Origin of the sequence: Vibrio panuliri (assembly GCF_009938205.1) — a bacterium.
In the GTDB taxonomy this organism is placed as follows: Bacteria; Pseudomonadota; Gammaproteobacteria; order Enterobacterales; family Vibrionaceae; genus Vibrio; species Vibrio panuliri.
The window spans coordinates 1,008,300-1,025,095 of the sequence record NZ_AP019655.1; the positions used below are offsets into that span (position 1 = coordinate 1,008,300).

4 protein-coding genes are annotated in these 16,796 nt (G+C 43.8%); all 4 read right to left on the minus strand.

What is annotated here, in order from left to right; genetic code table 11:
• Positions 1-12: 12 nt before the first annotated feature.
• The 4 genes from cpaB to GZK95_RS19320 all read right to left on the minus strand — a co-directional run bounded on the left by cpaB (position 13) and on the right by GZK95_RS19320 (position 16,793).
• A complete protein-coding gene (gene cpaB / locus GZK95_RS19305) occupies positions 13-813 on the minus strand; it encodes a Flp pilus assembly protein CpaB (protein WP_075713610.1) in 801 nt (266 codons plus the stop codon).
• Positions 814-822: 9 nt separating this feature from the next.
• Positions 823-1,260 carry a prepilin peptidase gene (locus GZK95_RS19310; RefSeq protein ID WP_075710245.1) on the minus strand — a complete coding sequence of 146 codons (438 nt, stop codon included), beginning with the start codon at positions 1,258-1,260 and terminating at the stop codon, positions 823-825.
• 4 nt (positions 1,261-1,264) lie between these two features.
• A complete protein-coding gene (locus GZK95_RS19315; protein WP_075710247.1) occupies positions 1,265-1,483 on the minus strand; it encodes a Flp family type IVb pilin in 219 nt (72 codons plus the stop codon).
• 529 nt (positions 1,484-2,012) lie between these two features.
• A complete protein-coding gene (locus GZK95_RS19320; RefSeq protein WP_075715271.1) occupies positions 2,013-16,793 on the minus strand; it encodes a retention module-containing protein in 14,781 nt (4,926 codons plus the stop codon).
• Positions 16,794-16,796 lie beyond the last annotated feature (3 nt).

Here is a 16,796-nt window from a genome sequence, read left to right on the forward strand (position 1 = left end):
AACCTCTAGCGATTATTTAACTGCGACTTTATTGGCTCTCAGTTCCTTGATTGCCTTGAAATCTGGTAGTACATCTCCTGCATTGGCCTGCAACTCCGTCAGTGGATAGTTGCCAACAGATTTGTGCACTTCGATGGTCGAAATTGTCTGAGCAATGGTCAAAATAGCGACTTGCTTACGATTGAGTTCCAGAATCAAATAGCTCTCATCAAGCATATTATTGCTGTAAGGCGATTCGACTTGCTTTACTTCTACTTTAAGCACTTTGACATTAACTAATACAGGGCTGATTGAGATGTTTTCTTTTCTCGTTGCGCCAAACTCATTATCTGCTTTACCATCACCAGTCAGGGCGAGAATATCGACATTTGAACCTGGATTGATCACCCCTCCTACAATCGATGTTGGTGAGACCTTTATCGGAAATGGCACATGATTTTTATCAATGATTAGATTGACGTACTCACTATCCGAGGGCTGAACAATATCTCTAAAGTAGACTGTTTGCCCTTGTTGCATATCGTGCATATAAATCGAACCAGGGGCATACTCAAACACTCCATCATCATCTAATCCGACCGCGTTTGCTTCACTTTCAGAAAGTTTAACGATTTTAAAATCACTGTTATGGATGACCTGCCCTTTAGATACACGCTCTTTTGCCAATACAAAAGACTTATAATAAACGGCTTTTTCTTCGGCAACCTCTTGAGGCGCGTCTGCAACCGACGGTTCAGTATTGGAGAAAAAAACACCAAATAGTCCACCAGCGATAGCAATAACGGCTACCAACAAAATAATCTTTGAGCGCATTTCGTTTCCTCATAGCGAAGCAAGTGCAAAAGTAACTCCTGAAATACAAATGGGCACACAGTATGGCAATCCTATTTGATATTTATTCTCTTTCTCACTTAAATATGCAAAAATTAAATAGCAAAATGCAACAACTCCACCAACAATACCTATTACTAATAAATAGAGTATTAAGAATGATTCTGAAATGGCAGGTAAAAATACAATTGCAATTTTCGCATCTCCCCCACCCCAAATATTTATTGCATACAAGGCTAAGAAAAAAAATGAGATTAAAAATGCCTTAACTATCCAATTAAAGTCAAAATCAACGTTACTAAAAGTTATCGACACAATGAGTATCGCAACTGCCAAACTATTTGGTATCGTCCTGCTTTTTAAATCACAAAACGATACCACAGCAGAAAGGATGGCAAGAATTAGCCATCCTTGTACAAGACTGCTCACTTTTCTACGGCACTGTGTTCGCGCTGGTAATATTTGCAGCCATTTTGCTGATAGCCCCAGTAAGAGCTGCTTTAAGTCCGGCTGTATCTGTTACAAACACGGCTAATACCAAAGCAGAAACTGCCACACCAATAATGGCATATTCAATTGCCGTTACACCTTTCTGATCTTGAATAAAATTCTCTGCGGCAATCTTTGCCTTTATGCATAAATTATTAAACATGATTAACTCCAATTATTAAAAATATCAGCGCAAATTTAATTCATCCCTTGCGCTGAGAAGATATTAATCCAAGCTCAATCTAAGTCAAAATCATTATTTAAAGCACAAATATTGGTATCCGCATCACTCTATCTTAAATTTGACACATAATTTTATATCGAAACCAAAGTTATTTGCGATTAATGTCAATTTGAGAAATGTTACGAATGAAACATGTATTGCTATAAAGAAATCATTCATTGGTGGTACGCTGACATTAAAATTAATTAAAGGAGTGACTTCATATTAAAATGCAAGGATAATACTTTGTTACATCATGATTTTTCACAAGAAAAACCAACAAATAAGAATGTGACTCGTAAATGGGATTTATTTCATTGATTCCAAAAATTACCTGCTCTATATAAATATTAAAAAGAACTAACAAAATCATGTATATAGCAAATTGATATATCTAAATTTTGGCCAGTTTTTAGAGATAAAAAAAGAGCCCCAGAGGGGCTCTTTCCAAATCAGAGGAGACGGATGTCTACTCCTGATGAGTGAGTTTAATAAACTCATTACGAATCAAATCATCCATTAGGTTGCTGCTACCTCCATCAAGGGTGTAACCCGCTTGGTTTTCCAATACGATAGTTTGAACAGGTTCTCCCCCTTCTTCATTGAAGATTTCGATATTGATCTTATCACCCTCTTTTTCTGCGGTGATTCGCCCGAGGATACTCTCCATCGAATCTTCACTGGTAAAGATTTCCGATAGATCAATAACATCTTTATCTGCACCTACCGATTTGTCCGCATTGAAATCTGTTATTTTATCAATATGCGGATTGCTAGAGTCAATGTCTGCAGTGGTCCAAATAAACACATCGTGTCCAGATCCACCTGTTAGTATATCGTTACCCAAGCCTCCTTGAAGCTGATCATCTCCCGCCCCGGCAATAAGCACATCATCCCCTAAGCCGCCTTGGAGAGTATCGTTACCCTCCCCCCCGAGCAGTATGTCATCACCCGAATCCCCCACAAGGCTTATTTCATCGTTGTCTAAGATGTTGATTAGGTAATCATCACCGCCGCTACCTATGATTGACTGAGTTGAGCCCGTGGTAATGTTTATGGTCACAGGGTCAGACCACGCCGGCTCAGCCGTGCCATCAGTCGACACTGCCTTGATTTCGATATTGGTATCAGAAAGTGAGATACCCGCAGGCACCTCTATCACAATGTCAGTATCACCGCCTTGAGGTACTTCGGCCTCATAGACACCATCACTATTGAGTGTCGCGCTCACCCCGCCAACTTTTATCACTGTCCCAAATGGTACACCATCAAACTGCACTGATAAGCTTTCACTTGCCACTGCTAGTGCAGGAATCAAGCCTAACAAAGGAATCACTGCCAACTGTGCGTCATTGGTCGCAACAAAATAACGATTGCGCTCTGCATCCAATGTTGGTTTATCGCTAACTGGGTTAACGATAATATCCACTTTGATTTCATCGCTGGTTAAGGCGTCGTTAACATCGACAACACCATCTCCATTAACATCGCCATTGTTGCCATTATCTGTCACGTTAATGCTCAACTGGGCATCTAGATGACTGTTTTCATCAGCAGAAAACAACAAACCCTTATCGCTGCTGACTTCTGTACCTGCTAACAATTGATTAATAGCTTCAATGGTTCCATCAAGAACCAGATTGCCATCAGAATCATTTGAAATGACGATGTTGTTGCTGCTGGCAAACTGTAATGACTGTGAACCAAACGCCAGCGTACCCGTCGTGTTGCCAATGGTGACCGTTATATTCGTATTAGGATTATCAAGAATATCGGCATCCGATATCTGAATACTCGTTATTGAAAGAGGCACATCCTCATTGGTTACATACGATGACTGAGCCACAACAACTGGCTTATCATTCTCAGGCGTAATGGCTAGTTGAATCGCTGTGCCTGAAACCGTCTCAATAGCACCATTATCATTGGCGCTGACTTTAACAACAATTTGCGGATTGTCTCCACGCCACGCGTCACTATTGTAATCTGTTCCTGTCAGATCAAGTTGAATCATTTCAACTTGTTGTAGGTTGGTTTCGACAATCCAATTGCCTGTATACACCCCGTTGTCTAGCTCTTGATAAGCGATATAGTCTCCGCTGCTCAAGTCCAACCCTTGCGTATATTCTGGTAACACCACCGATACACCATCAGGAATGTTTTCCACTTTTATATAGACAGTTTCAGGATTATTCTCCGTATGGTGCGCACCTGAACTGATCGAATCGGTATTATCAACCACGCGAGCATCAATCTTAATATCGACCAGCCCAGTACCTTCACCATTGTGCTCTTGACCAGTAGCATCAGTATCAATTCGTGTATCGATCGCATCTGCTTGCGCAGCGACATTGAGCGTAATCCTTCCCTGCTGCTCACTTGGTTGTTGGTCGACTTCTTCTTGGGTAAAGACAACATAACCAATATTAGCGACACCACTGAAATTTTCTGGCGGAATGATTTGGATGTCACTTAAATCGACGCTTTCATTAACAGCACTTACTATCTTAATGCTCCACACGCCACCGCCATTGTTGCTAACCGAGAAGTCAGGGCTGGTAGATTCCACTAAGAAGTCTTCCGGCACATCAATAAGTTTAAACGAAACAAACTCCTCTGAACCATCGGTATCATCGAGTGTAAAGTCCAATACAGATAGAGACATTGGACTATCTTCGTTGCCATTGATCACCTTGTCGCCCAGTGAGTCTAACGTCACACCATCCACAACTGAAACCACATCAACACTAAAGGTTTGCTTGAAGTTTGCTGTGGTCGAACCAACATTGTCGGTCTTATCAATAATAGTACCATCGAGGGTGACAGTAACATCACCGGAGAAATCCTTGGTGGGGGTAAACATCACCTCAGCCAGAACGCTCTCGACTGAGGTTCCCTGAGGCAGTAATGAAGCCGTGATGTCTAAAGTACCATCCTGATTAACTGTGACGCCCGCTATATTGTTCGCATATGACACGCTACCAACACTGGAACTCACGTTTATGGTGGCAAATGATTCTACCCCTTGGGATAGTTCGGTATCTTCGTCCTTGAACGTAAACTGATTTAGGTCGAGCACTATTTGGCTATCTTCATAAGCAGTGTTAGCTTGAATAATGCCCGGTGCATCTTCACCATTTGAAAAGTCATCGTCCCCGACAGTCTGAACGACTACGCCACTTCCTTTGGTCACACCATCGACAACAGGCGTGATATCAAACTTCACTTGCTCGGTAACAATATTCTCATCACCGCTTACCATATCGGTGACCACAATCGAAACAGGAATGATAAAGTCACCAGCAAAATCTTTAATTAATGTAATCGCCGCATTACCCAACGCGCCTTCTTTTAAACTCCCATCCTGATTAATGTCATTCGCATCAATCGTAAAGGCGAACTTTCCGTTAACGAAGTTCCGCTCTCCGGTTCCTGACGTCACCTTTGCGATTTCAGGTAGATTTGATACATCAAAAACAATCGTAATTTGATCGTTTGTACCATTGTCATCTAAGTTGGCTAGCTCGCTAAACGTCAGCTTGCCGCGTAACGCACTGTCTAATTGAATTGTTTGATCTTCAAAACCAGTAATCGCAACACTGTTATCAATGCTGGCCGATGCCGCTTCACCATCAGCCACTGCGATGGGATCTGGGTCGTCAAACGTCACTTGGAAAGATTGTGTTTTTTTAACCGCCGCACTCACTTCCGCTTCATTTATTGAGTCTTCGTTATCTTCACCTTTGTCGACAACCAAAGCATGAACATTAACCGTGACCGTTTCGGAAACTCCGTTTGGTGCAAAGACGATAAATGAATCTTCATTGGTCACCGTCCATGTGCCATCACCGTTATTGATTGCTCCTTGAACATAAAGTTGATCCAACACACTTTGACTCGCACCTGCAAACTCAATAACCACTTGAGTCACTCGTTCATCTTGATTGCTCTCGCCTGCTGAATCAGCATCCAAATCAATAAAGTTGATTGAGTAGTCAGAGTTATTCGCGTCGCCGACAAACAGGCCACTTTGCGCCTCTCTATTGATAGTGAAGCTTACTGAGCCTTTATCATTCGTTTGACTTGCACTTATCGTATTTTCATCACCATCGATAATGTTGAGCGAGCCATCTGTTTCAACAACCGGCCGTATGTCGACATTAAGTTTGCCGGAATAAGACTCGGTCTCGATTATTGCTGCACCATGGATATCTGTTGAGTCCACGTCCACTTCACTGACGTAGACGGTGCTGTTTAATACAAAGTCCGCACTGGAATCGATCGGGGTAACCAACGCGGAGATCTTCACGTTACCTGCGGTTAATGCCTCCCCATCAGCGGCAACAATTGTCACCTCATCGGTCGCGTCAAAGGTAAACTTATCATTCGATGCTATCGCCTCTATACCGTTTACCAGCACCTTATCAATCGCTTGGTGGGTTTTTATTGAAAGTTCGATATCTTCGAGTTTTGCATTACTCTCCGCCGCGTTGCCCGAGATCACCAGTTTACTGACAAACTCATGGTCCCCACCTTCTTCGCGGTCAGTCAACTTACCCGGATACCACTTAACATTATTGCTTTGGTCTTCTAAAGGCGTATTGTTGCCATCGTCACTATCGACAACAAAACCGTTAGTGAATCCTGTTATCTCGGGAATCACTTCAATGATGATATCTTTTTCTGTAACCAGTTCATTACCATCATTCTCTGTCACTATGATCTTCGCTTTTAAGTGAACATCTTCCGTGTTGTTCGACTTCGGCGTGATCTTGATATCCCCTTGAGTGATATCAGCCTCATACTGAGGATGACCATTCTTCATCCCTGCATACGTTAGGCTGATTTCATTCCCATCGCTATCTTCTATCTTGTAATCAGCCAGGTTGCCCGAAGCTGCATAAAGCACAACTGAGACCGTCTCGGAGCCATCAGGTCCTGCATTGTTGTACTGCGTTTCACCACTTAAAACACCGAAATCTAGTAAAATGCTCCCATTCTCATCAATTGGTGTAGCAGTCTTAACGCCAGTAATTGCGCCTTCGCTATCTTTAAGCACCTGCCACGTTGCGTTACTGTCCGCCTCCATCATTGGTGCATCCGCGATGCCTTTAATATCGACATTAATCGTTTTCTCACCCATCGACTGACTAACTTGCTCGTGGGTATTGTTAGCATAACTAGCGCTATCGACGACTTTGACTTCAACATCAAACACAAAATCAACGTTACTGTCTTTTGGCGGGACAATACCTGCAACGCCTGACTCAATCAAAGCGTAATCAATAATAAGATCGACATCGTCTTCAACTGAGTCCCCGACTGGATCGACTAAATTCAGTTTCAATGCACTGGGTATATTGGCATCATCAAGAGAAAACGCGACTCCCCCCATAATGATCGCCCTATCCCCTTCGTGATTAATATGGGTTACCACTGTGCCGTCAGGTAAGTCTTTTAAATAGACATAACGAGATTCAGAGCCATCACTATCTTCCAGCTCATTGACTAATACATGATTCTTTAGCTTAAATTCACTATCTTCATTCACCCGCACACGTTCAACTTGGAATGAAATAGGGTCAACCACAGGCGTCACATCAACAGTGATGGTTTTGTCGGTAGAGTTGGTACTAGAGGTAAACGGTTCGTGTGAAATCGCTTTAACATCAACCAGCACAGACCCGCTGAAGTCACCTTTGGCTGCGAGATAAACATTGTCAATTTGGTCACTGGTTAAATGATAAATACCATTATCATCGGCAACGAGCAGCGTACCGTTGGCTTGGGCTAATTGGTGTGAATCACCAGTGTTTGCGCTGTTGAACTTGAGCTCATAAACGATGCTTTCCGCACTCGCGTCGGTTTGGTCTACCGTTTCAAACTCAAAATTAAGCTTAATCAACGAGTCTTCTTGACCTTCTTCTAATAAGCTAAATTTACTTGTTATTGTCGGTTTGTCAGCCACACCATCAACCACAATGCCAATTTTACCAGTGTGCGTCTCAACAGGATGACCGGCTCGCTCAACTTTAACCGTCGCATTGACCTCAAAGCCTTGAGAATCGGTCGAGAAGTGCGGATCGGGTCGGTAAAGAATATTGTCAATAGAAAGCACATCACTTCCTGACACCTGAAGCTTATCTGCTGCTAGCAGACCCGTTACTTCAGTCAGCGCACCGCCATTGAGTGGATCTCGATACCAGAAACTGCCCCCTTGAGGATCTCCGAGGTTAAGGGACTGAATCTGCTCTCCGTCGGCATCGTGCAGATCCACCTCTAGCGATACCGCTATATCCGTATCTTCATCACCAGAAATATCTGCGATATTCAGTTCTGAAACCTTATCTTTAATCGTTAGTGACAAGTTAGAACTATCGCGATCACCATCATTATCAATCGCGGTCATGGTAAAGGTGGTACTTAGAGGACCATTTGCGTGATCCACGCTATCGTCGGCGGTAAATTTAACTCGAACATTGCTCCCTTTAGTAATGAGTGTCAGCACCCCCACCTGCGCCCACTCGCCCTGAGAGTTCTTTGCCAACACCGCCATGCCTTGGTTGGTACCAAGCGTATCGAGATCAAACTTATTGGATGGATTGTTAATATCACCGAAAGCAAACTTACCTTGGTTTGCTGCGGGCACTTCAATTTCAAGATTATCCAGACGGTCAGCTTGTTTATAGTTCACCACGGTTATACCGTTGCTAGACGTCGAATTACCTTCAACAAGATTGATCGTGACATTCTTAGCATTTGAGAAAGAGTCAACGATCTCCACCTTGAGTTGCTGAGCTGGACTACTATCACCATCAAAATCAGCCGCAATCACTGGCATAGAGACAAACAACGAGTCATTACCAGAATCAGGGTGGTCAATACCTCTCACGAGTTTAAAATCGACTTTGCCAAAATCATCAGAGGTGTAGTCGGAGTTGATTTTCACTTCGAAAACAGTGAGCTTCTTGTTGCCATCTTGAACAAACCCTCGATAACCACCGTTTATCTGCTCATATTGCACCGGCTGATTGCCTGCGGTTAATGGGCTAATCGGATTGCCGTCTTTGTCTGCAACAGTGATAGCCGTTGTATCCACGGTAAACTGCTTAATATTGTCCGAACTCGGCTCAAGCTGGATCTTCGCACTACCAAATTCACTCTTGTTCGAGATACCTATCCCATACTCATTCACCACAATATTACCGATTTGATCAATACGTGGGTCAGCGCCGTCGGTCAGCGTCAAGTTAAAGCGAGTCGATGCACTATCACCATCGGTATCAGTCACCGTTGCATCAAGAGTCAAAACAATATCATTACTTAATGGATTATCTAGCGGTTGATACTGCTCAACCAGTACATCACCCGTGGCTTTATTTATCGAGATATTCAGCACTTCAATATTGCTGTCTTTGATAAATAAAGAGTAAGAAGCATCTTGGCTTTGCACCACCAACTCTTGTCCACTGCTGGTCAAATTAACCAGTTGATAAACACTGGTTTCAGCAAGGTCGAAGATCACACTATCAACCGCGTCAGTTCCACTGTTGATTGTTAACATTTGGCTAAATGCATCATTCGCTGGGGTATTTGACGTCATGTTGACAGTTTCGGTCAAAGCAGCATCATTATTAGTGATAATAGTAGGCGTTGTACCATCGATAATATCGATATTTATATCCGCCGTTTTATCTTGATCATCGGTAGAGCTACTGGTGACCAATACTTGCAACTGACTAACATTGCCTTCAGGTTGATCTATCGCTCTAAACTGAGTGACATCATAAGTGCCAGCGGGTTTGTAATCTGGCTCACCGAGTTGACCAATATCGATTGGATAGTAAGTCAACTCGAGTACTTTTTCTCCAGTTTCAGCGTCGCTCAGCGTAATCGTCGTATCTGTCTGCGTAACCGATATATCGTTACCATTGCTGCTCCAACCTTTGAACTGATTTGCTACCGTGCCATGTACTTCGTCATAATTTGCCAGCTTGATACTGGTTGTAGCTCCATCTGAACCTGGCTTTAACTGCGTATCACCACTAACGGTTGAACTGGCAAAGTTACCATCACTGTCTAGCGTTTCTGTTAATTCTTGGCGACTATCTTGAATTGATGTTTCAACACCATCTTTAAGCTCAACTTTAATATTGGCAATCGTCTCATCACCATCTTTATCCGTTGCGACAATCGCGAGGTCAAGTTGGTCAAGATTAGTGGTTGCATCATTGGCATTATCAATCGGCAGATATTGTGTCACTGTGTAACCGCCACTTACACCGCTATCGAGCTCAAACTTAATGACATCTTGCTGCTGACCACCATTTTCTAAATAGACTCTTATCGTCCCATCAGAAACCGAGTGTTTCGTCTGCTGACCTTGGGAGGTAATATCATCTAACAGTGTATCTAGCGCGGCATTGTCCAACCATTTAACGCTGTCAATACCATCCACTCCAGCAACAAAACTGACGCTATCGTGTTGACTGATGGCATTACCTTCACTGCCATCAAGTGTTAGCGTCTCATTCAGCCGTACCGAGGATTGAGTATTAGAAACAGTGATATCTTGACCGTCTTTGACACTTAACTTTATTACTTGTGCGGTTGGGTCACCATCTCGGTCGGTTGCCACCAAAGGCAGTAAAATTTCTGCGGAATCAGTCGGCAACTCTGCTTGGTCAAAAGGTTTATATTGGGTAATGCTGTAATCACCATTTGGTTTGCCTTGAGCATCTTTGCCTAAGGTCGCTTGCAGAATATACTGAGCCACATCAAGAGGTTGTGTTTCACTGCTGGAAACAACCACACTATCACCACCGTTAAGTATGTGCACGTAGGTTGCGGAACCATCAACCGTAATATTGTTCAGCACAGAACTCGCGTCGTTATCTGCGACAAACAATAGACTGGCTAAAGGGTCACTCCCGCGGGTTAAGCCAACGTTAAGGGTTTCTCCGTCACTATCAGTAGTAATGGTTTTGATAGCGTTTACTTCTATCCATGACACATCAAGCGCGCCGTTAAACCCAATATCAGCCCCATCTTTGATTTTGATGCTCACCTCAGCCGAATCAACATCGTTATCACCATCTTTAGTAAAGACTTCAAGCTTGGCAGTTAACACATCATTAGTTGTGGTAAGAGAGCTGTGCTGAATATCCGAATTGGGTTTGAAGGCAATATCCCCGTCTCTAGTGATATACACTGTGCCGATACCATTGGCACTTAGTGTGTCATCAAGAGCAATGGCATAAACACCTAAGTTATTCGGCGTATAGTCATCAAGTTGATAAGTTTTATTCTCATAGACAAAGTGCGTCACTTGGTCGCCATCTTTACTCACATCACTGAAAATATTTTGTGTTGCAGTCGTCGTACCTTGAGTACCTAACGTCGGCTCTGTGACATCATCAAACACAAGTGTCGGTTTTAAAGTAGACACATCATCAATGAGGTTCACCGTCACATAAGGTTGATTTACGCCGTTTTGGCTCGTATCGCCATCAAAGTCGGATGCCACAACAGGTAATTGCAGCTTAAGCGAGTCTGTCCCTGCATTTGGGTGGTCGACATTTTTAAGCAAGGTAAACTCAACCTGACCAAAATCATTATCGGTGTAGTCTGAGTTAACAGTCACTTCCAATACGGTCTCTTTACTGGCTCCACTGCCAATGTAACCAATTAAGCCGTCATCTGTTTGCTCAAACTGTACTGTTTGGTTATCGGCAGTCAATGTAACCGGTGCATCATTTTGGTCAGTGACTATAATACCCGTCGCTTTTAACTCGATACTTTCAATGTTGTCAGAGCTGGCAGAAAATTCGATTAAGGTAGAGTTTGATTCAGACCCATCCCCCACCTCATCAATCCCTTTCTCGAATACATCAAGTGTCGTGATAGGCTTAATGTGCGGACCTTGTCCATCCACCAACGTGACATTAAAGCGATTGCTCGCAGAATCACCGTCGGTATCCGTCACTGTCGCTTTAACTTTCAAATCAATGCGATCATTAACAGGGTTATCCAATGGTTGATATTGACTGATGGTCACATCACCAGTTTGTGGCTCCAGACTAATGTTAAGTACTTCAGTTTCACTGCCTTTGATAAACAACGAATATGAACCATCTTCACTTCTCACTTCTAGTTCACGCCCCTCGCTGGTGAGATCTGCAAGTTCAAACGGGCTGTTATTGGCTAACTCAAAGTAAACCGATTTGACAGCATCAGTACCGCTGGAAATATCGAGCAATTGCGCGAAGGTTCGTGTGGCAGGTGTCAGTTCAGACATGTCCGATGTTTCATCTAATTTCGCACTGTCATTGACATCAATCGATGGTGTGACGCCATCTTTTATATTAACTTTGATTTGCTTGGTGATCGGTGCATCATCAGTGGATGTTGCGATTACATTCACTTTAAGCGTGGAGAGATTATTGGTTAACTGATCAATTGCGGCATATTGAACAACATCGTAGGTACCCGCCGCTTTGCCTCCCACATCCTCAGGGTAATAAATAAGCTCTAGTACTTTAGCATCATTGCTGTCTAACAGTGTGATAGTGTTATCTGAAACCACTAACTGAGTGTTTTGACCATTGCTCTGCCATGTCGCGACGTCCAACGGATTAGCAAGTTCAATCCTTGATTCTGCGCCATCGGGGCCCGGATTTAGATGCACGTCCCCACTCACCGACTTAGTGGCAAACTCACCGCTGTCGTCGACCGATTCTTTTAACGTCACCGTGTCGTTTTTCAGCTTAGTATCAACACCGTCTTTGATATTGACCGTGAGTGTTTTAGTTATCTGGGCGTCATCGGTCGATGAGGCTGTTACAGCGAAAACCAAACTGCTGGTGCTGCCAACCTGATCAATCGGCAATAGTTGCTCGACCTTATAGTTGCCATCTTCGTCCAAAGAAACGTTAAGTACTTGAGTATCCGGATCATCCTTGTAAACGAGGAGGTAGCTGTTGTTGATTGGGTCTTCAACAACGACAATATCTTTCCCTTGACTCGTCCATGTAGTGTTAATTGCATCAACTTGTGTTTGGCTCAACGTCAGCACTATCGCAGACACGCCATCCACACCCGGTTTTAGCGCGACATCACCATTCACTTCAGCTTTAACAAATTGGTTCTCATTGTCGTCTTTTTCTACCAAAGTCACTGTGCGATTTTTGAGGGATGTTTCCGCTCCATCCTTGATGGTGATAGCAATAGATGCACTGGTAACTTGGTCGTCACTCGAATGAGCATTGACACTCAGGTTTATGACACTTTTCTCACCGGCCGTTTGGTCTATCGGCAACAGTTGCTCTACCGAATAGTCTCCCGTTTCATCGTCAAAGTTAAATTCCAACACTACCGAACTGGGATCATCTTTGTACACCAAGGCAAAGTCATTCCCATTGGTTTCGGTTACGAGTTCAAGTTCTTTTCCCTGACTCGTCCACGCGGAAAGTTCATTGGCATCATCAATATCAACCTCGACCCTCTGCACACCGTCAACACCCGCTTTAATATTGACACTCCCGGTTTTGAAACCATAGGTGGTATCAGGCTCTGCGCCTTGCTGCTTTTCTGTGTATGAAATCGAACTGTTGCGTATTGATGTCTCCACTCCATCTTTTATGGTCACATCAATTGAGGTTTGCACATCATTGTCGTCACTAGAGCGGGCAGTAACGGTAAATGCCAACTTGCTTAGATTAGTGGCATCTTGGTCTATCGGGTGGTGCTGAATAACTTGATACCCTCCTGTACTCTTATCAAAGATAAACTCCAGCACATTGGTATTGGGTGCATTTTCATACACTAGGGTGTAGTCATTGCCTGACTTAATCAAATCCAGTGGTTGACCTTGGCTCGTCCACGTCATCACTTCGGCTTCATTGTCTAATGTCACTGTCACTTCATAGACACCATCCGAACCTTCTCTCAATTTGACGCTGCCACTTTTCGCTTCACCAAACTGCGATTCTTTCTCTTTGTACGTCAGAGAACTGGTCGATAGTTTTGTGTTTGCCCCATCTCTCAAGGTGATGTCGATATTGGCAACGGTGGGATCGCCGTCGGTGTCCGTGGCAATAATCGACAGCTCGAACAGGTCTTTGTTCTCAGTCAGATCATTGTCGACAGGCAGATACTGCGTGACTGTGTAACCGCCACTTTTATCGCTATCGAGTTTAAAAGTCAGAACATCCAACTCCGCATCATGCTCATCGGTGGTAAAAACACGGATCAGATCTCCGGTAACATCATATGTAGTTGGTTTTCCTTGTGTCGTGATCGACGCAAGCTCTGCTTTGGCAGCATCAGAGACTAACCACTCAACCGTATCTATCTCATCTGAACCTTGGATAAATTTAACCGTTGAGTGTTTAGAAATCGCATTCTCCGGTGAACCATCAAGCGACAACGTTTCTTTCAATGAAAGATTGGAGTTAGGTTTACCTACTCTGATGTCCGCGCCATCAAAGACGGTGACATCTATGCTATCAGCGGTGGTATCGCCATCAGTATCTTGAGCAACAAATGGAAACTTAACCGTTAGCTCATCAGCAGTTTGGTCAAACGCTTGGTGTTGAGTCACATGATACGTTCCAACACGTGTACCTTGTGCATCTTGATCGAGGGTAGCTTGCAGCACATAGCTACTTGTCTCTGTCGGATCACTGCTCAGTGAGACAACAACGCTCTGCCCATCATCAATAACATGAACGTATGTGGGCGCTTGATCGACAGTAATCGTGTTTAGAACAGACGTCGCGTTTTCATCAGTCACAAACTTCACACTGGCAACATGATCACTCCCGACTTGGATTCCAATATCCAATGGCTGCCCATTACCATCATGAGTGAAAACTTGTGCACCCTGAGTTTCATCAAAGCTAAGCGTAAGATCGCCGCTAAACTGGATATTATCGCCATCTTTAATCTCTAGCGTCACATCCACAGAATCAATGTCACCGTCACCGTCTTGAGTAAACACCTCAAGTGTTGTGCTTAAAATATCATTGGTTGACGTTATCGCGTTGTGGAGAATATCTGAGTTGGGTCGAAATGAGATATCACCTTCACGGGTGATATAGACTGTACCAACACTGCTATCATCGCCAACTGGGTCTAGACTTATTGCATAGACACCATCGTTATCTGGCTGATAATCATCCAACTTATATTCATTACCACCATGGGTAAAGTGCGTGACTTGATCGCCATCTTGACTCTTATCAGTAAAAATATTCTGCGCTGTCGTTTTCTCTCCTGCCGTACCAACATTTGGCTCGACAATATCGGAGAACAAAATGGCATCTTTTAGCGTTGATACATCATCAATGACAGAGACAGTCAGGATACTCGCTTGCTCACCTTGTCGTTGTGTATCTGCATCGGACTTATCACCATCTGTATCAACCGCATAAATGGGAAAATCTAAATCATAGCGATTATTGTCCGCACTCATTGAGTCGGTTGGGGCTTGGTGATCAAGCGGCTTGACTAGCACAAACTCATAGCTTCCGTTGGCTTGCAAGGTAATGGTAAAGACTGTTGCACCATTTTCATCTTGTCCGGCATAGGAACGTGCCGTTGCGCTCGGGTCAATGGTCGTATCGACTAAACTTACCGCCGAATCGCCACTCGATAAGATAGCATTGTATTGGCTATTGAATGCGTCTACATCAATTTCAAAATGTTGTAATGCATCACTTCCCACATACCCCAGAGTTCCGGTTGAAGCCACCTTAGCTCCACTATCCAATTGACTTTCCATCACAGGAGTTGTCGATGCGGGTAACTCGACCCATGGTGATGCACCATCAACGACTGCGTAGTTAACAACATTAGTGACAACGTCACCATCGTAATCAATGGACGTCACTGGAATAGCAAAATCTAATCGGTCTTGATTGTTCGTTTGCTCAAGCGGAAGGTTTTGCTTGATAGTAAAAGTACCATCATCAGAAAGGCTCACTTCTAATACGACTTCATTGGGGTTGTTTTTAATCACCAAGGCCAGCGTCATACCATCAGCAGATAGAATGGCTTCTGTCTCTCGATTGTCAGAGAGAATACCCGCAAACAAGTCCGTGGCTTCCGGATCAAAACTAATCGACTTAAGTTTGTCTGCCCCCAGTTCAAATACGGTACCAGAAGTCTCAAAGGGATCTTGTGCACTTAAGGTTGTTTCTTCGGTGTAGCTTTCACTCACCTCGATAGCAGTTTGATCATCGCCATCCACCACACCGACCGTGATCGATAATGGCTGTTTGAGAGGATTGTTCTTGATGTCTGCGCCCGTGATAGTGAGGTTGACTTGCAATAAATTGTCTGTGAAGCGAACCAAACCTTGAGTACCCAATTCATTGTTATGATCAATTGGCTTCTCTAGGGTAGTCGTCAACGTTAAATTGATATTCTTACCGCTTGGGGTGGCATCAATATCTATCGTGAGAACGGCTTCTCCGTTTTGTGTGCCTATAATCGCATTAAGAGTAGAGTCATAAGTGAACTCGACGGGTTCTCCAGAAGAGGTCACCTCTGCATTTAACTCACTTAACAGCGAGGTCAAACTCCCTGTAACAGGGACAAATGTTGCAGGGTCAAGGGCAAAAGTTCCGGCAGCAATACTGGCTTGAGTCACCGTCTGTTGGGGGTAAGTGCCGTCAAAAAGGTTGCCTTCAGTAATAGTGGTGTTAATAAGCAAACCACCTTCCGCCACAACTATTGAGTTACCGCCGTCATAATCAAATTCTTCGCGCTCATTGCTGATCGCATTGGTTTCAAATAACGTCGCGGCAATAGTTTGCGCGAGGCTCATGACAACGGTACTGGATGTCCCCAACGCCGAGCCAGCAGGTGTCTCTCCCGCTGCAGCAGCTTCTAAAGTTTGCGTTGGATCTTCACCGGCTAAAATAGCTTCTTGAATACCAGCAACATCAAGCTCTGTTGCTCCTTCTTGCTCACTCACTGTTAGCCCGCCGTCTACTAGAGCCACCGCAACACCAAGTGCATCATTAGCTGCAATATTGATGCAACCAATACAGTTTTCTTCAACCAAAAATAACTCATTATTGACGGCCAAAACCAACTCACTACCCGCTGGCGTGAACAGCAAGTCGTTTGCTTTTAGTAAGCTTCCTTGCGTCGCCAAAACTGCAGGCTCACCAGGCCTAACTACTATCGGATTCCCTGTTACCTCTTTGATCACAGCCGACGCAGAAAGTGTTCGCTCATTCATAAT